1 protein-coding gene is annotated in these 255 nt (G+C 74.9%); it reads right to left on the bottom strand.

Going from position 1 to position 255, the window contains the following annotated elements:
- Nucleotides 1-255, bottom strand: a 255-nt coding sequence (locus RM812_RS43510; protein WP_311586561.1) for a transposase, incomplete at both ends; no start/stop codon positions are given.

Genomic DNA, 255 nt, shown 5'->3' with positions numbered 1-255 from the left:
CCGCTCGAGCAGGGCGACAGCGGCATCGCGGTCCTGCACGCTCGCCGCGGTCACCGCGACGGCCAGGACCAGGCCGAGGCAGTCGACCACCAGGTGCCGCTTGCGGCCGCCGACCTTCTTCCCGCCGCCCCAGCCGGACGTGGAGCGCGGGATGTTCGCAGCCGCCCGCAGTGACTGCGAGTCCACGATCGCGGCCGTCGGGTCCACCGAGCGGCCCTCCTTGTCCCGCACCCGGTCGCGCAGCCGGTCGTGGAA

It is taken from the genome of Streptomyces lancefieldiae (genome assembly GCF_031845825.1).
Classification (GTDB): Bacteria; Actinomycetota; Actinomycetes; order Streptomycetales; family Streptomycetaceae; genus Streptomyces; species Streptomyces lancefieldiae.
This window is presented reverse-complemented; position numbering and strand designations above follow the sequence as displayed.